The organism is Kitasatospora sp. NPDC101176 (genome assembly GCF_044768035.1).
Classification (GTDB): Bacteria; Actinomycetota; Actinomycetes; order Streptomycetales; family Streptomycetaceae; genus Kitasatospora.
On record NZ_JBIWPA010000011.1, the window covers coordinates 214,120 to 233,100 of the forward strand.

General features: G+C 74.0%; 15 protein-coding genes and 1 rRNA gene. 8 read left to right on the plus strand and 8 right to left on the minus strand.

Translation table 11 applies throughout. The features are described from left to right. Window positions 1-112: 112 nt before the first annotated feature. A complete protein-coding gene (secA, locus tag ACIRS1_RS18375) occupies window positions 113-2,875 on the minus strand; it encodes a preprotein translocase subunit SecA (RefSeq protein ID WP_402840760.1) in 2,763 nt (920 codons plus the stop codon). A 242-nt stretch (window positions 2,876-3,117) separates the two neighbouring features. Here secA and ACIRS1_RS18380 point away from each other — a divergent pair, with 242 nt between their 5' ends. Beyond that, window positions 3,118-3,735, plus strand: a complete 618-nt coding sequence (locus ACIRS1_RS18380) for a GNAT family N-acetyltransferase (protein WP_402840763.1) — start codon at window positions 3,118-3,120, stop codon at window positions 3,733-3,735. A gap of 118 nt (window positions 3,736-3,853) precedes the next feature. Beyond that, window positions 3,854-5,059 carry a winged helix-turn-helix domain-containing protein gene (locus tag ACIRS1_RS18385; RefSeq protein WP_402840765.1) on the plus strand — a complete coding sequence of 402 codons (1,206 nt, stop codon included), beginning with the start codon at window positions 3,854-3,856 and terminating at the stop codon, window positions 5,057-5,059. A 19-nt stretch (window positions 5,060-5,078) separates the two neighbouring features. On the opposite strand, the gene ACIRS1_RS18390 is transcribed toward ACIRS1_RS18385, so the two are convergent. Together ACIRS1_RS18390 and hpf are read right to left on the minus strand one after the other, a co-directional pair. Then, window positions 5,079-5,837: a response regulator gene (locus tag ACIRS1_RS18390; protein ID WP_402840767.1), complete on the minus strand. Its 759-nt coding sequence runs from the start codon at window positions 5,835-5,837 to the stop codon at window positions 5,079-5,081. Between the two features lie 204 nt (window positions 5,838-6,041). Beyond that, window positions 6,042-6,734, minus strand: a complete 693-nt coding sequence (gene hpf, locus ACIRS1_RS18395; RefSeq protein WP_360218110.1) for a ribosome hibernation-promoting factor, HPF/YfiA family — start codon at window positions 6,732-6,734, stop codon at window positions 6,042-6,044. A 370-nt stretch (window positions 6,735-7,104) separates the two neighbouring features. Between hpf and ACIRS1_RS18400 the strand changes: the two genes are divergently transcribed. Further along, window positions 7,105-7,872: a ComF family protein gene (locus ACIRS1_RS18400; RefSeq protein ID WP_402840771.1), complete on the plus strand. Its 768-nt coding sequence runs from the start codon at window positions 7,105-7,107 to the stop codon at window positions 7,870-7,872. 97 nt (window positions 7,873-7,969) lie between these two features. Here the strand turns inward: ACIRS1_RS18400 and ACIRS1_RS18405 are convergent, their stop codons facing one another. The 3 genes from ACIRS1_RS18405 to mtrA form a co-directional block, all read right to left on the minus strand. After that, window positions 7,970-9,841 (minus strand): LpqB family beta-propeller domain-containing protein, encoded by a 1,872-nt coding sequence (locus ACIRS1_RS18405; protein ID WP_402840774.1) that lies wholly within the window; start codon window positions 9,839-9,841, stop codon window positions 7,970-7,972. Beyond that, complete coding sequence (mtrB, locus tag ACIRS1_RS18410; RefSeq protein WP_396317443.1) at window positions 9,816-11,843, minus strand: MtrAB system histidine kinase MtrB; 2,028 nt, start codon at window positions 11,841-11,843, stop codon at window positions 9,816-9,818. The genes ACIRS1_RS18405 and mtrB overlap by 26 nt, the downstream gene beginning before the upstream one ends. Before the next feature lie 70 nt (window positions 11,844-11,913). Further along, window positions 11,914-12,591 (minus strand): MtrAB system response regulator MtrA, encoded by a 678-nt coding sequence (gene mtrA, locus ACIRS1_RS18415; RefSeq protein ID WP_030061806.1) that lies wholly within the window; start codon window positions 12,589-12,591, stop codon window positions 11,914-11,916. 286 nt (window positions 12,592-12,877) lie between these two features. On the opposite strand from mtrA, the gene ACIRS1_RS18420 reads away from it, so the two are divergent. The 5 genes from ACIRS1_RS18420 (at window position 12,878) to ACIRS1_RS18440 (ending at window position 18,317) form a co-directional block, all read left to right on the plus strand. Continuing rightward, window positions 12,878-14,050 (plus strand): hypothetical protein, encoded by a 1,173-nt coding sequence (locus ACIRS1_RS18420; protein WP_387901576.1) that lies wholly within the window; start codon window positions 12,878-12,880, stop codon window positions 14,048-14,050. 5 nt (window positions 14,051-14,055) lie between these two features. Continuing rightward, complete coding sequence (locus ACIRS1_RS18425) at window positions 14,056-14,727, plus strand: DUF4129 domain-containing protein (protein ID WP_402840778.1); 672 nt, start codon at window positions 14,056-14,058, stop codon at window positions 14,725-14,727. After that, window positions 14,724-15,956 (plus strand): DUF4350 domain-containing protein, encoded by a 1,233-nt coding sequence (locus ACIRS1_RS18430; RefSeq protein WP_402840781.1) that lies wholly within the window; start codon window positions 14,724-14,726, stop codon window positions 15,954-15,956. The genes ACIRS1_RS18425 and ACIRS1_RS18430 overlap by 4 nt, the downstream gene beginning before the upstream one ends. Before the next feature lie 92 nt (window positions 15,957-16,048). Continuing rightward, window positions 16,049-16,978, plus strand: coding sequence for an AAA family ATPase (locus ACIRS1_RS18435; protein ID WP_402840798.1), 930 nt, complete (start codon window positions 16,049-16,051; stop codon window positions 16,976-16,978). 28 nt (window positions 16,979-17,006) lie between these two features. Then, window positions 17,007-18,317, plus strand: coding sequence for a DUF58 domain-containing protein (locus ACIRS1_RS18440; RefSeq protein WP_402840784.1), 1,311 nt, complete (start codon window positions 17,007-17,009; stop codon window positions 18,315-18,317). A gap of 63 nt (window positions 18,318-18,380) precedes the next feature. Here ACIRS1_RS18440 and ACIRS1_RS18445 read toward each other — a convergent pair whose 3' ends face one another. Together ACIRS1_RS18445 and rrf are read right to left on the minus strand one after the other, a co-directional pair. Beyond that, window positions 18,381-18,692, minus strand: coding sequence for a hypothetical protein (locus ACIRS1_RS18445; RefSeq protein ID WP_402840786.1), 312 nt, complete (start codon window positions 18,690-18,692; stop codon window positions 18,381-18,383). A gap of 197 nt (window positions 18,693-18,889) precedes the next feature. Continuing rightward, window positions 18,890-18,981: ribosomal RNA gene (rrf, locus tag ACIRS1_RS18450) — 5S ribosomal RNA — on the minus strand; the annotation flags it as partial.

Below are 18,981 nucleotides of genomic sequence, written 5' to 3' on the forward strand. Positions count from 1 at the left end.
CGCGCGCGAGAACACGGGCCCCGGCCCGGACACCGGCGCGGCCCGGCGGCGGACGGCGCAGGGCGCCGCCCCCGTCCGGGAGCGGCGCCCTGTGCGGCGTCCTGCGGGTCGATCAGGCCTTGCGGCGGCGGCCCTTGGCCGACTTGGCGGCCTTGCGGCGCTCGGCGCGGGTCAGCCCGTCGCCCTCGTCCTCCGGCGCCAGGTCCTCGAAGTCGCCCTCGATGACCCCGCCGCCGACCTCGTCCGAGGGGGCCGTGTAGTGCAGCCGCTGCGGCTTCGGGGCCTCCAGGCCCTTGGCCTTGATCTCCGGGCGGGCGGCGTCCTTCTCCAGCTTGTCGAGCATCACCGCGGCGTCCTCGACCGGGACCTCCTCGACCTGCTGCTCGACCTGGACCTCCAGGTTGAACAGGTAGCCGACGGACTCCTCCTTGATGCCCTCCATCATCGCGGTGAACATGTCGAAGCCCTCGCGCTGGTACTCGATCAGCGGGTCGCGCTGCGCCATGGCCCGCAGGCCGATGCCCTCCTGGAGGTAGTCCATCTCGTAGAGGTGCTCGCGCCAGCGGCGGTCCAGCACGGACAGCACGACCCGGCGCTCCAGCTCGCGCATGATCTCCTCGCCGAGCTGGTCCTCGCGGGCGCCGTACTGCGCCTGGACGTCCTCCTGGATGGCCCTGGTCAGGAACTCCGGGGTCAGCCCGGCGGTGCCGCCGGCCTCCTCCTCGAGCTCCTCCAGGTCCAGGGTGACGGGGTAGAGCTGCTTGAGCGCGGACCAGAGCTTCTCCAGGTCCCAGTCGTCCTCGAAGCCCTCGCCGGTGGCCGCCTTGACGTAGGCCGCGACGGTGTCGTCCATGAAGTGGCCGACCTGCTCCTGCAGGTCCTCGCCCTCCAGCACGCGGCGGCGCTCGCCGTAGATGACCTCGCGCTGGCGGTTCAGCACCTCGTCGTACTTGAGGACGTTCTTGCGGATCTCGAAGTTCTGCTGCTCGACCTGGGTCTGCGCGGAGGCGATCGCCCGGGTGACCATCTTCGACTCGATCGGCACGTCCTCGGGGACGTTGGCCATCGACAGCACGCGCTCGACCATGCCGGCCTTGAACAGGCGCATCAGGTCGTCGCCCAGCGACAGGTAGAAGCGGGACTCGCCCGGGTCGCCCTGACGGCCGGAGCGGCCGCGCAGCTGGTTGTCGATCCGGCGGGACTCGTGCCGCTCGGTGCCGAGGACGTAGAGGCCACCGGCCTCCTTGACCTCGTCCTGCTCGGCCTTGACCGAGGCCTTGGCCTTCTCCAGCGCGGCCGGGAAGGCGGCCTCGTACTCCTCCGGGGTGTCCGTCGGGGTCAGCCCGCGCTGCGCCAGCTCGGCGGCGGCGAGGTGGTCGGCGTTGCCGCCGAGCATGATGTCGGTACCGCGGCCGGCCATGTTGGTGGCGACGGTGACGGCGCCCTTGCGACCGGCCTGGGCGACGATCTGCGCCTCGCGCTCGTGGTGCTTGGCGTTCAGCACCTCGTGCGGGATGCCGCGCTTGCGCAGCTCCTGCGACAGGTACTCGGACTTCTCGACCGACACGGTGCCGACCAGCACCGGCTGGCCCTTCTCGTGCTTCTCGGCGATGTCCTCGACCACGGCGGCGAACTTGGCCGGCTCCGACTTGTAGATCAGGTCGGGCTGGTCGATGCGCAGCGGGTTCTTGTTGGTCGGGATCGGGACGACGCCGAGCTTGTAGATCTGGTGGAACTCGGCGGCCTCGGTGGTGCCGGTACCGGTCATGCCCGCGAGCTTGTCGTACAGGCGGAAGAAGTTCTGCAGGGTGATGGTGGCCAGCGTCTGGTTCTCGTTCTGGACCTCCACCCCCTCCTTGGCCTCGATCGCCTGGTGCATGCCCTCGTTGTAGCGGCGGCCGGCCAGGATGCGGCCGGTGTGCTCGTCGACGATCATGACTTCGCCGTTCATCACGACGTAGTCCTTGTCCGCCTTGTACAGCTCCTTCGCCTTGATGGCGTTGTTCAGGAAGCCGACCAGCGGGGTGTTCACCGACTCGTAGAGGTTGTCGATGCCCAGGTAGTCCTCGACCCGGCTGACGCCCTCCTCCAGGATGCCGACGGTGCGCTTCTTCTCGTCGACCTCGTAGTCGCGGTCGACCTTCAGGCGCAGCACCAGCTTGGCGAAGTCGGCGTACCACTTGGTCGCCTGGTCCGCCGGGCCGGAGATGATCAGCGGGGTGCGGGCCTCGTCGATGAGGATCGAGTCGACCTCGTCGACGACGGCGAAGTTGTGGCCGCGCTGGACGAGTTCGTCCTTCGACCAGGCCATGTTGTCGCGCAGGTAGTCGAAGCCGAACTCGTTGTTGGTGCCGTACGTGATGTCCATCGCGTACTGCTGCTTGCGCTCGGCGGGCGTCATGTTCGCCAGGATCACGCCGACTTCGAGGCCCAGGAAGCGGTGCACCCGGCCCATCCACTCCGAGTCGCGCTCGGCGAGGTAGTCGTTGACCGTGATCAGGTGGACGCCCTTGCCCGTGAGCGCGTTCAGGTACGCGGGCAGGGTGCCGACGAGGGTCTTGCCCTCGCCGGTGCGCATCTCGGCGACGTAGCCGTGGTGCAGGGCGGCGCCGCCCATCAGCTGGACGTCGTAGTGCCGCTGGCCCAGGACGCGCTTGGCCGCCTCGCGGACGGTGGCGAAGGCCTCGGGGAGGATGTCGTCCAGGGTCTCGCCGTCGGCGAGCCGCTGCTTGTACTCGTCGGTCAGCGCGCGGAGCTCGGCGTCGGTGAGGTTGACGAAGTCCTCTTCGATGGAGTTGACCTGGGCAGCAATCCGCTGCAGCTTGCGAAGGATCTTGCCTTCGCCGGCGCGCAGGATCTTGTCGAAGACGGACACTTGAGCGGGCTCCTTGCCTGTATTGGCACTGGACGACTGCACGGCGGGTCCACCCCACCGCACGGGCCATCGTATGCGAGGAGTCCAATGCCCCGGGAGGTGCGTCAGCACGCTATTCCCGTGTCACCCGCCCGAGCAGTTGGACCGATAGCACCGCCCACCGGGGCAAACCGGTCAGCCCACCCGGGAGTTGGCCGCATATTCGGATGACCGAATTCCCCTTCCGTCGGAATAATCCCGGCATGGAAGAAGACGTCGAAGGCCCCGGCGGCGACCCCGCCTCCCTCACCACCGACCGCCTCCTGCTGCGGCCCCCGCAGGCCTCGGACGTGAACGCGGTCCACGCCGCCTGCCAGGACGAGGAGATCCAGCGCTGGACGGTGGTGCCCAGCCCGTACCGCCGGGAGGACGCGGAGTACTTCGTCCACGACCTCGCCGCCGAGGGCCGGCGCACCGGCGGGAACCTGATCTGGTGCGTGTTCGAGCGCGCGTCCGGCGCCCTGGTCGGCACCCAGGGGCTGGTCCTGCGCCCCGGCGACCGGGGCTCCGCCGAGGTCGGCTGGTGGGCGGTGAAGGAGTTCCGCGGGCGCGGCTACACCGTCGAGGCCGCCCGCGCCGTCGCCCGGCACGGGCTGCTCGAGCTCGGCCTGCGCCGCCTCGAGTGGCAGGCCTACGTCGGCAACGAGGCGTCCCGCGCGGTCGCCGAGCGGGTCGGCTACCGCTTCGAGGGCACCCTGCGCTCGTACGCCGAGCAGCGCGGCACCTTCCGAGACGCCTGGGTCGCCTCGCTGCTCGCCTCCGACCTCCCGGACGTCCCGGGCCTCCTCGACGCCGCGGGGCCGGCCGACCGCCGGGTCTGAGCCCGGTACCACCGCACCCGGCGCCGGCCGCCCACCCGGGCCCCGGGCCGCACCCGGACCCCGCACCCCGCCCCCGGCCGGCACCCGGTTGTCGGTGCCCGCGACTACCCTCGCGGACATGACCGCCCTGCCTGCCGCCGGCGCCCCCGCCGGCCCGCCCGTCACCGTCCTCAGCGCCGACGACGCCCGCCGGATCGCCCTGCGGGCCCAGGGCCTGCTCGGCGCACCGGACCGCCGGGGCGGGGTGCGCGGCGTGCTCCGGCACCTGGGCGCTGTCCAGCTGGACACCATCTCGGTGCTGGCCCGCTCGCACGAGCTGGTGCCGTACGCCCGGCTCGGCGCGGTCGGCCGCCCGGCCGTCGAGGCGGCCTACTGGGGTGCCGGCACGAGTTTCGAGTACTGGTCGCACGCCGCCTGCATCCTGCCGGTCGAGGAGTGGCCGCTGTTCGCCTTCCGGCGCCGCCGCTACCGCGAGCGCGGCCACCTCTGGGGCCACCAAGTCACCCCCGAGACGTACCGGCACGTGCTCGACAAGCTGCGCGCCGAGGGGCCGTTGACCTCCACCGAGCTGGGCGGCGCCAAGCGGACGGCCGAGTGGTGGGACTGGTCCGACACCAAGATCGCGGTCGAGCGCGCCCTGGCCTTCGGCGACGTGGCCTGCACCGAGCGCCGGAGCTGGAAGCGCGTCTACGCGCTGGCCGAACAGGCCGTCCCCGACGCGCTGTTCGGCCAGGAGCCCGACGACGCGGAGTGCGTGCGGACCCTGGTCGCCCAGGCCGGGGCCGCACTCGGCGTGGCCACCCGGGCCGACCTGCTGGACTACCACCGACTGCGCGCCGAGGAGTTGGACGGCGTGCTCGGCGACTGCGGGCTGGTCCCGGTCGAGGTGGCCGGCTGGGGCCCCGGGGGTGCGCCGGCGGCGGCCTGGGCCGATCCGGCCGCGCTGGCCGGCGCCCCGCGCGGCCGCCACCGCACCACGCTGCTCTCGCCGTTCGACTCGCTGGTCTGGGACCGCGCGCGCACCGAGCGGATCTTCGGCATGACGCACCGGCTGGAGGCCTACACCCCCAAGCACAAGCGGGTGCACGGCTACTTCGCCATGCCGCTGCTGGCCGGGGGCCGGCTGGTCGGCCGGGTGGACCCGGCCCGCGAGGGCCGGACCCTGGTGGCCCGTCAGCTCTCGCTGGACTCCGCCCGGCACCTGGACGCCCTGGCCACCGCCCTGCGCGAGGCGGCGGCCTGGGTGGGATGCGACGCCGTCCGGGTCGAGGCCCTGAACGACGAGCGGCTGCGCCCGGCCCTGGAGAAGCTCCTGGCGGCCTGAGGCCCGGGCGCCGCCCCGGTCACCCTATTTCGAGGATCTTCTCGCGCATCGCGTACACCACGGCCTCCATCCTGGAGTGCAGTTGGAGCTTCTCCAGGATGTTGCGCACGTGGTTCTTCACGGTGTTCTCGCTGATGAACAGCTCCTTGGCGATCTCCCGGTTGTTCATCCCGGTCGCCACCAGCTTCAGCACCTCCAACTCCCGGTCGGTGAGCCGGGGTGCGGGCACCAGGTCCCGGTCGTCGGAGCGGCGCTGGATCATCGACTTGAACTCGGTGAGCAGCTTGGAGGCCATCGAGGGGCTGATCTGGGACTGCCCGTCGGCGACCGCCCGGATCGCGGTGGCGACCTCGTCGGTGGAGATCTCCTTCAGCAGGTAGCCGGTGGCTCCGGCCTTGATCGCCTCGTAGAGGTCGGCCTCCTCGTCGCTTATCGTCAGCATGATGATCTTGGTGCTGGGCGCCACGTCCTTGATCGCAGTGCAGGCCTCGATCCCGCTGCGCCGCGGCATCCGCACGTCCATCAGGATGATGTCGGGCAGCAGATCGGCGGCCTTCAGCACGGCCTCGGCGCCGTCCCCCGCCTCGCCGACGACCTTGATGTCCGGCTCCTCCGCGAGCACGATCTCCAGCCCCCGCCGGAACAGCGCGTGGTCGTCCACCACCAGCACGCGGATCGGCTCACCCCGGCGCGGCGCGTACGCGGGTTCCTCCTCCGGCCCCGGTGACAGTCCGGCGGCAGGCCCCCTGGCGGGCCCCAGCCCGAAGTGATCCCCCATCCGCTCCTCCCCCTTCGCGGGTCGTCGTGCGCCAATCATTCCACGCCCCGCAGCCGCCGCGGTCACCCTCCGGCGCCGATCGCTCCGCATCGGGTGACCCCCCGGGCCGCTCCTCGAGCGCGGTTCGAGCCGACCTGGCCCGGAACGCCGGTGACCCCGGCGGCCGGAGCCACCGGGGTCACCTCTCCATCACTGCTCGGACGGTCAGTCCTCGTCGCCGTTCGCCCCGATCGCCCCGCCCGCTCCACTACCCGAGCCGGCCGACGAGTCGGTCTGCAGGTGGATGACACCGTAGTGGTAGCCGTGGCGGCGGTAGACGACGCTCGGCAGGCCGCTGTCCTTCTCCACGAAGAGGTAGAAGTCGTGGCCGACCAGCTCCATCTCGTAGAGCGCCTGGTCCAGCGCCATGGGGGCGGCCGGGTGGGTCTTCTCCCGGACCACCAGCGGGCCTTCGCCCTCGACCTCCAGGGATCCCATCATGGTCTTGCGGACGGCGCCGTTGGTCTCGCTCTCCGGCGTGGCCGTCAGCGGCAGCGCGGCCAGCGGCGCGGTCGCCTCGGCGACGCTGATGGGGGTGCGGCCGTTGCCGCCCTTGTGCACCCGACGCCGGTCAGCCGACTTGCGCAGCTGTGCGTCGAGCTTCGCCGAGGCCAGGTCGAGCGCCGCGTACGGGTCCCCGGCGGCGGCTTCGGCCCGGATCACCGGCCCACGGGTACGGAGAGTGATCTCCACCCGCTCGGACCGGTCGGCCTGCCGCGGGTTGTGCTCCTTGGACACCTCGACGTCGAGGCTGATCACCTTGCCGTCGAACTTCTGGACCTTCTCCAGCTTCTCGGCCACGTGCTCGCGGAACCTCTTGGGCACCTCGGTCTTGCGGCCCTTGACGACGATGTCCACGCAGAACTCCGATCCCTCGTGCTGACGCCGATCCGGGTGCTACCGGACCGGGCTGAGACCCAGCTGGACCAGCCCATCCACTGCCGGCCCCCCGCCCCCGCCGCCAGCGACGGAAACGACTGGCCCTCACCTCACTTCCTCCCCACCAGGGACGGTTGAAACCCCCTGTGGGCTTATCGAACACCTCACACGGGGTTTTCGCCTCCCCAGGTGAGGACACGGGTATCACCCCGTACTGCGGGCAGGGCGGTCAAGCTGTTCCACCCTCTCTACCCTCCTGCGAGTGAAGCATGGGTGAATACCTGGACAACACCCCCCGTACGGCGCATCCTTTGCTCACTCTTCGTGCCTGCCGCCGCCAGGAGCAGCCGTGCCGACCACCCCCGCACCCACCCGTCCGCGCCCCGCCCAAGGGCCGTTCGGCCACGCACTGGCCGGGCTGCTGGACGTCCTGCTGCCGGCCCGCTGCGCGGGCTGCGGCGCCGAACGGAGCCAGCTCTGCCCGGTCTGCCGGCTCGCGCTGGCCACCGCCCTCCCCGGCCCCACCCCGCTGCCCTGGGTGCACGCCGCCGCCCCGTACGCCGACCCGGTCCGACAGCTGCTGCTCGCGCACAAGGAGCGCGGCGCGCTGCGGCTGGCCGGGCCGCTCGGCGAGGCGCTCGGCCGGGCCGTGCGCTCCTCGCTGGGTCCGCGGGCCGGCGCCGCGCCGCTGCTGCTGGTCCCGATGCCCTCGACCCGGGCCGCCGTCCGCGCCCGCGGCCACGACCCGACGCTGCGGCTGGCCGGGGCCGCCGCCCGCTCGCTGCGCCGGGCCGGCCTGGACGTCCGGGCCGAGCCGCTGCTGCGGCACGCGCGCCCGGTCGCCGACCAGGCGGGGCTGGGCGCGGCCGAGCGCCGCCGCAACCTGCACGGTGCGCTGACGGTGCTGCCGCGCGCCGGCCGGGCCATGGCGGGCCGTCAACCCGTCCTGGTGGACGACCTGGTGACCACCGGTGCCAGCCTGGCCGAGGCGGCCCGGGCGCTGGCCGACGCCGGGCTGCCGGCCCGGGCCGGCGCCGCGGTCGCCGCGGCGGGAGCAACGGGAACGGCGGGAACGGCAGGAGCAGCGGGAACGGCCGGCCCGCGCCGGGCCGGCTGAGCGGCCCCGGAACCGCCGCCGCCCGGCCACGGGGGCCGGGCGGAGCGGATCGAGACTGCCGAGGGGATCGACCCGGGTGAGCCCGGGTCAGCCCGGGTCAGCCCGGGTAGAAGAAGGACCCCGCCTTGTCGGTGAGCGGGACCTCCCGCCACTGATTGCCGATCAGACGGTAGATCTTCCCCACCGCCACCGCGAGCACCGGCGGCGCCTGCGCCAGCGCGCTCCAGCGGGACTCGGAGGCCGAGACGGTGAGCATGCTGTCGGCGCCCGGGAGCGGGCCGTCGGTGCTCTGCGAGCCGTCGGTGCTGATGTAGTGCAGCTGCTGGATCCGGTCGGCCTCCTTGCCGAGTACGAGCAGCTGGTCCGCCTCCGCCCAGGAGACCGAGACGACGTCGGTGAGCGAGGGCGCGGCGCGGCGCAGCCCGACGATCTTCGCGGTGGGGGCCTCCGGGGTCCCGCCGTGCACCACCAGGCCGAACATCAGCGAACGGCTGGGCACACCGGCGGTCTTGACCACCAGCGCCACCCGGGCGCCGTCCGAGGAGATCTTCATCGCCTGCACGGTCTGCCCGTCCAGCTTCTCGACCGGCACGGGGTAGGCCTTGTTGCCGCGGACCATCACCACCCGCGGCGCCTGCGGGTTGCGGTCCACCACCCAGAGGTCGCCGCGGCCGTCCCAGCTGGGCGAGGCCAGCCCGTCCTCCTTGTCGGCGGTCCGCACCGGCGTACCGAGCACCGGTTCGGGCAGCGCCACCGCGTTGTCGGAGAGCGGCACCGAGTAGAGCTGGTGGCCGTCGCCGCTGATCGCGGCGGCCCAGGAGCCGTCCCGGTTGACCGCGACGGTGCCGAGCGCGGGCTTGCCGGCCGGCTGCGGCTTGCCGAGGACGCCGCGCACCGGGTCCCCGTTGCGCTGTTCCTCGGTGACCATCAGGACGCCGTTGTCGGCGCGCTGGTAGTACTGCTGCGCGGGCGGCGGCCCGGCCAGGGCGCCGGGCCCGGTGCCCTGCACGTCGCTGCGGGAGACGGCGCAGCTGCCGCGCTGCCCCTTCAGCTCCAGCCGCTCGACCTGCCCCTTGCCCTGGTCGGCCAGGGTGTAGAAGAGCTGGGTCGCCATCCGGCGGCAGGCCACCCCGTCGGTGGTGTCGGCCCCGCCGAGCTGGACGTGGGCGACCCGGCTGTCGTCGACGGTCACCCGGTCGACGCGGGCGCCGCTCGGGAAGGCGGTCCGGGCGACCGGCGCGAGCCAGTTCGAGGGCCCGGCGACCAGGGCCTTCGCGGCCATGGTCAGCGGGTCTATTCGGCGCCGCAGGTAGATCGGGTCGGCGATCAGCACCTCCTGGTCGGCCTTGCCGGCGGACACCGCGGACGGGTCCGGGGAGGTGTAGAAGAACCGGTCGACCTGGCGGTAGCTGTTCCGGAAGTTGGTCTCGTTCATGATCACGCCGGCCGGCAGCTTGTCGATCCGCCACTCGCCGTCCTTCTGCCGGACGAAGGTGAAGTCGGACGAGATGTCGCGCTGACCGTCCACCAGGACGTAGGACTGCTTCTCGTCGATCCTGGCGATCACCTGGCCGGTCACCGAGGCGGAGACCATGGTGTCCGTGTCGGTGACGTCCTGCCCGGACGGCAGGTTCGGGGTGGCGGCGGCGAGCACCTGGATCCCGGCGTCCGGGTTCCAGGTCGCCGCGGCCTCCTCGGTGAGGTACTTGCGCGCGGTCTCGTAGCCCTCGTCGGCGGTCACCGCGTCCAGGAAGCCGGTCAGCAGGGCGCGCGGTTTGGCGCCCTTGGCGGGCGCCACCGGGTAGACCCTGGCCTGCAGGTTCCGGTCCGCCGCCCCCTGGGACAGCTCCACCTTGGAGATGCCGCCGGAGTCCGGCATCGCCGCGCAGCCGCTCGCCAGCAGGGCGCCGAGCACCATGCCGGCCACCGCCGTGAAGCGCGGCTCAGTCCCGCTGCTCGTCCTTCGCACGCTGCGACCCCTCCAGGTCCGTCCCGCCCGTCACGTCCGGCTCCGCCGTCCGCTGTGCCACCGACGGCCGTCCCGGCGTCGGGTCCACCATCACCTGGGCGCCGGTGGCACCGTACCCGGCCCCCGCCGTCCGCACGTCCGAGGGGTCCGCGCGCGGGCCCACGGGCAGCCGGCTCTGGCCCAGGCCGGGGCCGATGTTCAGCACCCCGCCGAGCCCGCTGCCGAAGCCGTTGACCGGCCCCTCCGGCGTCTCCGCCTGCTCCTCGGCGACGGTCAGCGCGGTCGCACCGGACGGGCTGATCGCCCGCCGGTACGGCGTGCCGTAGGCGCCCAGTCCGCGGTTGTTGCGGGAGTCCTCCGGCTCCAGCCGGAACGGCGCCCGGCTGATCTCGCCGCCGCGGGTGCGGGGCAGGGTGAGCCGGAAGTGCGATCCGCCGCCGGGCTCGCCCCAGGCCTGCAGCCAGCCGCCGTGCAGGTGCGCGTCCTCGACCGCGATGGACAGGCCGAGGCCGGTGCCGCCGGTGGTCCGCACCCGGGACGGGTCGGCCCGCCAGAAGCGGTGGAACACCCGGGACGCCTCGCCGGGCTTGAGGCCGATGCCGTAGTCGCGCACGCCGACCGCGACCGCGCCGTCGGCCGAGCCCAGCCGGACCACCACGTCGCGGCCCTCGCCGTGCTCCAGCGCGTTGACCACCAGGTTGCGCAGGATGCGCTCGATCCGGCGGGAGTCGACCTCCGCGAGCACGGGCTCGCCGTCGCCGCGGATCACCACGGCGCTGCCCTTCGCCTCGGCGAGCGGTTCGGCGGCCTCGACCACCCGGCCGACGATCTCGCGCAGGTCGACCGGTTCGGCGTCCAGGATCGCGGCGCCGGCGTCGAACCGGCTGATCTCCAGCAGGTCGGCCAGCAGCGACTCGAAGCGGTCCAGCTGGCCCTGCAGCAGCTCCGCCGAGCGGGCCGCCATCGGGTCCAGGTCCTCGCGGCTGTCGTAGATGAGGTCGGCGGCCATCCGGACGGTGGTCAGCGGGGTGCGCAGCTCGTGCGAGACGTCGGAGACGAAGCGCCGCTGCACCCGGGACAGCTCCTCCAGCTGGCGGATCTGCGCCTGCAGGGCGTTGGCCATCCGGTTGAACGACTCCCCGAGGCGGGCGATGTCGTCCGTGCCGGTGACCTTCATCCGCTCCTCGAGGTGCCCGTCGGCGAGCCGCTCGGAGATGCCGGCGGCCATCCGCACCGGGGTGACCACCTGGCGCACCACGACCCAGGCGATGCCGCCCATGAGGATCACCACGAACACGCCGGCGGTCGCCAGGGTGCCGGTGATCAGGTTCAGGGTGTCCGTCTCCTGGCCGAAGGAGAACACGTAGAACATCTGGTAGCTGTTGCCGGCCGGGCCGCTGAACTGCATGCCGAGGGCCAGCCCGGGCTCGGTCCGGTCGTCGGCCCGCTGGATCCGGGTCGGCTGGTCGTACATCTGGCCGGCCTCGGTGTACACCTTGTCGCGCAGGGTGTCCGGGACGCTGCTGGGCAGGATGTCGCCCGAGTAGCGGGGCGCGAAGCCGGTCTCCGGGACGATCGCGTCGGTGCCGGGGGCCATCGCGATCACCGAGTAGACGGTCTGCCCGCTCGCGGCCAGGTCGTTGACCTGGCGCAGCAGCCAGGTGCCGGTCTCCTCGGTGGTGGGGTCGGCGGTGGCGCCGACCCGCACCCGCTGGTCCTTCGCCTCGTCGATCTTCTTCTGCTCGGCCTGGAAGCCGATCCTGGCCTGCTCGCGGGCGGCCGCCATCTTGGTGTCGAGCAGCCCGGTGCGCACCTGCGCCACCACGACCACGCCGAGCACCAGGACGACCGCGATGGAGGCCAGCAGGGAGACCGCGACCACGCGCAACTGGATCGACCGCCGGTAGAGGGCGGTCACCCGGCGCGTGGGGCGGCGCAGCTGCCGGGTCAGCAACGCGTACGCGGCCGCGCGGCGGCGCTTGCGGGTGGTCGAGCTCAGCACGGACCCGCGAACGGAGTCGGCCCCGTCGGTCGCGGTACCCGACGGGGCTTCGTCAGCCTGGTGCGTCACGTCAGCTGGGTCCGGCCTTGTAGCCGACGCCGCGGACGGTCACCACGATCTCGGGGCGCTCCGGGTCCTTCTCGATCTTCGACCGCAGGCGCTGCACGTGGACGTTGACCAGGCGGGTGTCCGCCGCGTGGCGGTAGCCCCAGACCTGCTCCAGCAGCACCTCGCGGGTGAACACCTGCCAGGGCTTGCGGGCGAGCGCGACCAGCAGGTCGAACTCCAGCGGGGTCAGCGGGATGCCCCGGCCGTCCCGCTTGACCGAGTGGCCGGCCACGTCGATCACGAGGTCGCCGATGGTCAGCTGCTCGGGGGTGGGCTCCTCGGCGCGGCGCAACCGGGCGCGCACCCGGGCCACCAGCTCCTTGGGCTTGAACGGCTTGGTGACGTAGTCGTCGGCACCCGACTCCAGGCCCACCACGACGTCGACCGTGTCGGTCTTCGCGGTCAGCATGACGATCGGGATCCCGGACTCCGCCCGGATCTGCCGGCAGACGTCGATGCCGTCCCGGCCGGGCAGCATGAGGTCCAGCAGGACCAGGTCGGGCTTGGTCTCCCGGAACGCGGCTAGCGCCTTGTCCCCATCCGCGACGAAAAACGGCTCAAAACCCTCACCACGCAGCACGATGCCGAGCATCTCGGCCAGTGCGGAGTCGTCATCAACGACGAGGACGCGTCCCTTCATGCGTCCATCCTCTCATTACCGGATTGTGACCTGCCGCACAGCAGTGCCAATGCTCCACAACGGCCAACTCGCCGGGCGTCCATTTCCGGCCATACCGGACGAATGACCCGCACCGGAGTACCTCCGCACCCTCCGCGGCCCACCACCCGCCCACCACGGGGCCCGGCTTGCCGATCATCGAGCGGCTGCCCCTGGGGCCCGTCCTGGCCCCATGGCACGATGGGCGCTGCGCGCGGGCGAAAGATCCGCCCGGAACCGCGCCCGTGACGCCCTCCGAGGAGCAGTGATGACCGACACTCCGGGCTGGGCCTCGCCCGGCTCGTCCGAGCCGCCCCGCGGCGACGCCCGGCCGCCGGCCGACGCGCCCGCCGCCGTGCCCGGGCCGTCGGCACCCCCGCAGGGCCACCCCGCACCCCGGTGGAACGCCCCGCCCGCCCTGACCGGCGGCCGGCCCGCCGGGGGCGGCGGCCCCCACCCGTACGGCTGGGGAGCCCCGCAGAGCCCCAAGCCCGGCGTCATCCCGCTGCGCCCGCTCGGCGTCGGCGAACTCCTCGACGGCTCCGTCGCCACCATCCGCAGGCACTGGCGGACGGCGCTCCCGCTCGCGCTCGGCATCGCCGTGATCCAGCAGGCCGGGGTCGTCGCCGCCGGCCAGCTGGTCACGGGCAGGACCGGACCGGCCACCCAGGTGGTGATCCTGCTGGCCACCCTGCCGCTTCGGGTGCTGGGCAGCGTGATCGCCGTCTCCCTGCTCACCGTGGTCGTCAGCCGCGCCGTCCTCGGCCGGTCCGCGACCGCCGGGGACGCCTGGCGCGACGCCCGTCCCCGGGTGCTGCAGCTGCTCGGACTGACCGTGCTCACCGGCCTGATGTCCGGCGGCGTGGTGCTGCTCGGGTTCAGTCCCTGGTACTTCTACCGATCCGGCGGCTCCGGCGAGCCCGCCACCGAGGCACTGCTGTTCCTCGTCGGCTTCCTGACCCTCCCGGTCGCCGCCTGGCTGTGGATCCGGTTCAGCCTGGCCGCCCCCGCCCTGATGCTGGAGAAGCAGGGCGTGGTCACCGCGCTGTCCCGCTCCCGGCGCCTGGTCCGCGGCTCCTGGTGGCGGATCTTCGGCGTCACGCTGCTCGGCGAGGTGCTGTCCTTCATCGTGGCGATGGTCATCGCCGTCCCGTTCCGCTTCCTCGGGCTCGTCCTCGGCTTCGACGACGTCGACCGCCAGGTCGACCTCAACAGCATCGCCCACCAGCCGGCCGCCATGCTGGTCACCACCGCCGTCGCCGGCATCATCGCGGCCACCCTCACCATCCCCTTCCTGGCCGCCCTGAACGTGCTGATCTACGTCGACCAGCGGATCCGCCGCGAGGCCCTCGACATCGAACTGGCCCGCGCCGCCGGCCTCGCCGAGCCCGACGGCGCCGGCCGGGGCGACCGGGCCGGCCCCGGCCCGGCGAGGCGCTGACGCGGATGCCTACCTGGGGGGACGGGCTCCTCGTCGCGGGCGGCGCCCCGGTCACCGTGCCGCGGGACCCGGCGCGCGACGCCGCCCGCGACGAACTGCTCGACGCGGAGTACCACAAGCACGACCCGAGCGTCCTGGAACGGGTCATGAGCTGGCTCAACGACCACATCACCGGAGCGCTGGACGGCATCTCCGGCACCGGCACCAGCGGCACCACCGGCCTGGTGCTCTTCCTGGTCGTCGCCGTCCTGATCGGCGCCGCACTCTGGTGGCGCCTGGGCGCACCCCGCCGCGCGGCCCGCACCGTCCTGGACGTCTACGGCGACGAGGGCCCGCGCCGCGCCGCCCAGTACCGGGCCGACGCCGAACGGCACGCCGCCGCCGGGCAGTGGGCCGAGGCCGTCCGCGCCCGGATGCGCGCCCTCGTCCGGGGCCTGGAGGAGCGCACCCTGCTCGACGCCCGCCCCGGCCGCACCGCCGACGAGGCCGCCGCCGAGGCCGGCCGGGCACTGCCCCGGCACGCCGCCGCGCTGGCCGGCGCCGCCCGCACCTTCGACGACATCGCCTACGGCGAGCGCACCGCCGACCAGGCCGCCTACCAGCTGCTGAGCGACCTCGACCGGGCCCTGGAACGTGCCCGGCCGGATCTCGACACGGCCCCGGAAGGAGCGGCATGACCAGCACCGCCCCCGCGCCTCCCGCCGAGGCCGGGACCGCCCGCCGCGCCCCCGGCGGGACTGCCCCGAGCAGCCTCGCCCCCACCGGGCGGGGCCTGTGGCGCCGGGCCCGCTGGTACCTGGCCGCCCTCGCCGTCCTGCTGATCGGCGCCACTGCGGTGGCCGCGCTCGGCCAGGACCGCCGCTACCCGCCGCTCGACCCGCGCTCCTACGACAGCGACGGCACCCACGCCGTCCTCGCCCTGCTCGAGCAGCAGGGCCTACGGACCACGATCAGCACCGACCCGACCCTGCGCCCCACCGGGCCCGACACCCTCGTCCTGCCCGAACCCGACCTGCTCACCCCGGCCGAACTGCGGGCCGTCGCCGGCGCCCGGCACGAGCGGCTGGTGCTCGTCGCCCCCGGACCGGCCGCCCTCAGCGCCCTGGCCCCCGGCATCCGCCCCTCCGAGGAGGACGGCGGCCCGCCCTACGCCACCGTCCGCAGCACCCCCGCCCGGTGCCCGCTCACCGAGGCCGTCCGGGCCGGCAGCGCCGGGATCGGCGGCATGCTCTACACCAGCGGCAGCCGCGGTCAGGGCTGCTACCCGCGCGGCCACGGCTACCCGCTGGTCAGCGCCCCCGCCCCGGGCGGCGAGGTCATCGTGCTCGGCACCGGCGACTTCCTGCAGAACGGCGAGCTCGCCGAGGACGGCAACGCCGCCCTCGCCCTCGGGCTGCTCGGCTCCCGGCCCCACCTGACCTGGCACCTGCCCGACTACACCGCGCCGCTCGCCGAGGGCACCCGGAACCGGACCTTCGGCGACTACATCCCGGACGGCTGGCGCTGGGCCGGCTACCAGCTCGCCGTGGCCGCCGTCCTGGCCGCCCTCTGGCGCGGCCGCCGCCTCGGCCCGGTGATCAGCGAGAACCTGCCCGTGGTGGTCCGCGCCGCCGAGACCACCGAGGGCCGCGCCCGGCTCTACCGCCGGGCCAGGGCCCACGGCCGCGCCGCCGAGGCCCTGCGCCGGGCCGCCGCCCACCGCATCGCCCCGGCCCTCGGCGTGCCGCCGCGGGCCGGCGCACCCGACCCCGAGGCGCTCTGCGCCGCGGTGGCCGACCGCCTCCCCGAACGACCCGCCGGGGACGTCCGGGCCCTCCTCTACGGCCCGCCCCCGACCGACGACGCCGCACTGCTGCGGCTCGCCGACGACCTCGACGCCCTCGAAAGGCAGGTACGGAACCCGTGACCGAACAGGCCACCGCCACCCCCACCAGCACCCCCGGCGCGGCGGCTGCCACCCCGGGCACCCCCGGCACCGCCACCGACCCCCGCCAGGCGCTGACCGCCCTGCGCGCCGAGATCGGCAAGGCCGTGGTCGGCCAGGACGCCGCCGTCACCGGTCTCGTCGTCGCCCTGCTGTGCGGCGGCCACGTGCTGCTGGAGGGCGTCCCCGGCGTCGCCAAGACCCTGCTGGTGCGCGCCCTGTCCACCGCGCTCAGCCTGGACACCAAGCGCATCCAGTTCACCCCCGACCTGATGCCCGGCGACGTCACCGGCTCCCTCGTCTACGACGCCCGCACCGCCGAGTTCTCCTTCCAGCCCGGCCCGGTCTTCACCAACCTGCTGCTCGCCGACGAGATCAACCGCACCCCGCCCAAGACCCAGGCCGCCCTGCTGGAGGCCATGGAGGAGCACCAGGTCACCGTCGACGGCGAGCCCCGCGCGCTGCCCGTCCCGTTCCTGGTCGCCGCCACCCAGAACCCGGTCGAGTACGAGGGCACCTACCCCCTGCCCGAGGCCCAGCTCGACCGTTTCCTGCTCAAGCTGGTCCTGCCGCTGCCCGACCGCGACCAGGAGTTCCAGGTGCTCTCCCGGCACGCCGCCGGATTCGACCCCCGCGACCTCGCCGCGGCCGGCGTCCGCGCCGTCGCCGGGCCCGAGCACCTGGCCGCCGCCCGCTGGCAGATCGCCGAACTGACCGTCTCCCCCGAGGTCCTCGCCTACATCGTCGACCTCTGCCGGGCCACCCGGCAGTCGCCCTCGCTGTCCATGGGCGTCTCGCCGCGCGGCGCCACCGCCCTGCTCCGCGCCTCGCGCGCCTGGGCCTGGCTCGCCGGACGCGACTACGTCACCCCGGACGACGTCAAGGCGCTCGCCCTGCCCACCCTGCGCCACCGCGTCGCACTGCGCGCCGAGGCCGAGATGGAGGGCGTCACCGCCGACTCCGTCATCCAGGCCGTCCTCGCCCAGACGCCCGTCCCCCGCTGAACCGCCCGTTCCGGAAGGAGCGCACCGCATGGCCCTCACCGGGCGAACCGCCCTGCTCGCCGCCCTCGGCGCGGTCCTCGTGGGCCTGGTGCTGCCCTCCTGGGCCGGGATCGGCCTGGCCAGCGGCACGGTCCTGCTCGCCGCCCTCGTCGACCTGGTGCTCGCCGCCCCCGTCCGCAGCCTCCGGCTCGGCCGGGGCGGCGACACCACCGTCCGGCTCGGCGAGTCCGCCCGCGTCGAACTGACCGTCACCAACCCGTCCGGACGCCCCCTCAGGGCCCGGATCCGCGACGCCTGGGGCCCCTCCGCCTGGCAGCCCGGCACCGCCGTGGCGGCGTCCCGGCACACCCTGCTCGTTCCCGGCGGCGAACGGCGCCGGGCCGTCACCGTCCTCGCCCCGACCCGCCGCGGCGACCACCACGCGCACCGGGTGACGGTCCGTTCCCTCGGTCCGCTCGGCCTGGCGGGGCGCCAGGGCTCGCACGACCTGCCCTGGACGGTCCGCGCCCTGCCCCCGTTCGCCAGCCGCAAGCACCTGCCCTCCCGGCTCGCCAGGCTGCGCGAACTCGACGGCCGCACCTCCGTCCTGACCCGCGGCCAGGGCACCGAGTTCGACTCCCTGCGCGAGTACCTGCCCGGCGACGACGTCCGCTCCATCGACTGGCGGGCCAGTGCCCGGCGCAACACCGTCGCCGTCCGCACCTGGCGCCCCGAACGCGACCGGCACATCCTCGTCGTCCTCGACACCGGCCGCACCTCCGCCGGCCGCGTCGGCGACGCCCCCCGCCTGGACGCCGCGCTCGACGCCGCGCTGCTCCTCACCGCCCTCGCCACCCGCGCCGGCGACCGGGTCGACCTGCTCGCCCACGACGCCCGCAAGCGCGCCGCGGTGGCCGGCGCCCCGCCCAGCGAGGTCCTCCAGGCGTTCACCAACACGATGGCCGCCCTGGAACCAGACCTCCACGACACCGACATGCGCGCGCTGGTCTCCACCGCCCTGCGGATGGCCCCCCACCGCTCGCTCGTCGTCCTCCTCACCGGCCTCGACGCGGCCCCCGTCGAGGACGGCCTTCGCCCGCTGCTGCCGCTGCTCACCAAGCGCCACGAGGTCGTCCTGGCCTCCGTCGCCGACCCCCGGCTGGAAGTCCTCGCCGCGGGCCGCGGCACCCTGGAGGCCGTCTACGGCGCCGCCGCCGCGGAACAGACCCGCGCCGACCGCCGCGCCACCGCCGAGCGCCTCACCCGCCTCGGCGTGACCGTCCTCGACGCCCCTCCCGCCCAGCTCGCCCCGGCCCTCGCCGACACCTACCTCGCCCTTAAGGCGGCCGGACGGCTCTGACCGCCCGTCTGACCGCCTGCCCGCGCCCGCCTCCGGCAGTGCCCCGGGGGCGGACACCCGGGGTCAGGCGGCGGAGAGGTGCAGCTTGAACGGCGAACCGCTCGAGCCGGGCGTCCAGCCGTTCGACCGCGCCGCCCGGATGCCCGCGGCGACCTCACCCGGCAGGACGACCTCCCCCCGCGCCGTGTCCGGTACCGAGGCGGAAGGCCGACCGGTCTCCACGACGAGCGTCGTACCGGGACGCGCCGTGTCCTCCACGACGTAGCCCAGGGTGCTGCCCTCGTAGTCGCAGCACCAGTGCCTCCGGCTCACCCGCCAGCGGTACTCGACGCCGTCGACGACGATGCGCCGGGAGCCCTTCTTCACCAGTGCCACTCTTCGCCCCTCTTCGCCCGCCGGCTGCCCGTACAGGTCCGTCGGTCAGCAGTCTCCCGGTACGGCGCCCGCGGTGTCACCGGAATTGCCCCGGAGGGCCGGCGCGGTCGTACGGCGCTCCGACGGACTCCGCCGCTCCGCCCCCAACGCGAAGAACCCCCGCCGGATATCCCGGCGGGGGTTCTTCGTGAATGATTGTTCGGCGGCGTCCTACTCTCCCACAGGGTCCCCCCTGCAGTACCATCGGCGCTGTGAGGCTTAGCTTCCGGGTTCGGAATGTAACCGGGCG